Genomic DNA, 1,110 nt, shown 5'->3' on the forward strand with positions numbered 1-1,110 from the left:
CACAAAAAAAGTGTCCAAATCCATATGTACAATGCTCCTCTCCTCCATTTGATTTTATATTAATGTCACAAAAATTAACAAACATGTTAATATAAACAACATAAATACAAAAAAAGATTTCATCACTCCTTCTTTCCCTAAAGAATTCCATATTTAAAATCAAACATTGAACTTTTCTAGTAAGGGGAACACCAGGCTAAACGGAAGGTGCAAATTTTAACTTCTTCAATGGGAGTAATCCAAAAATCCACCGAACAACGTTTTTAAGTTGTCCAAACTATAAGATTCTTCCCTTCATTCAAAATATTTTTTCATAGTCGTAGATTATACGTTTATTATACGTTTATTACACGTTTAATATACGTATAAATACACTTTTAAATTTGCGGGTCTCCTCCTAGTGATTTAACTTAATTCAAAGTGATGAAGGACCCTACCAAACATATTACCCTAAAGCACCTTCTAATTAATGGTCAGAAAAAAATTGGCATTCAATTTTATCCCGACAAGATTATTCAGGCCTTAATTAAAGAGCTTCCCACTCCAAAGTGGTCAAGAAAATATGGAATGGTATATATTGAAAATACCGCCACCAACTTAAAAATAGTTTTTGAGAGGTTCAGAGGAGTAGCCTGGGTAAACACCAAATATTTTTTCAAAAACAGCACTTTAAAAAATAATAATAAACCTTTAAGTATTGAATGGTTCAGGCAGCGTAAACTTCCTGAACATCATAAAGTATGTCCAGAAGCCTATTTCCTAAAGCTCGAAATTAAGAAGTATTCTCTTTCCACTGCCAAAAGTTACATCTCTCATTTTGAAGCTTACATGAATTATTTTAAAACCAATGAGCTATTAAAGCTCAATGAGAATGATATTAGGAGTTATTTAGGACATTTAGTGAAAGTCAATAAATCTGAAGCTTATATACACCAAGCAATTAATTCCATCAAATTTTACTACGAAATGGTTTTAGAAATGCCTAATCGTTTCTATGCCATTGAAAGACCTCGAAAAAAAGTAAAGTTACCCATTGTGCTTAGTCAAAAAGAGGTATCTGGTATGTTAAATAATTTGCCTAATATTAAACATAAATGCATTTTGGGACTG

At 31.4% G+C, this 1,110-nt stretch carries 1 protein-coding gene; it reads left to right on the top strand.

The genetic code is table 11. The features are described from left to right. Nucleotides 1-423 precede the first annotated feature (423 nt). The coding region (locus E1171_RS00930) for a phage integrase N-terminal SAM-like domain-containing protein (RefSeq protein WP_187696141.1) at nt 424-1,110 on the top strand (687 nt) is incomplete at its 3' end.

This window comes from Xanthovirga aplysinae, from assembly GCF_009711365.1.
Lineage (GTDB): Bacteria > Bacteroidota > Bacteroidia > Cytophagales > Cyclobacteriaceae > Xanthovirga > Xanthovirga aplysinae.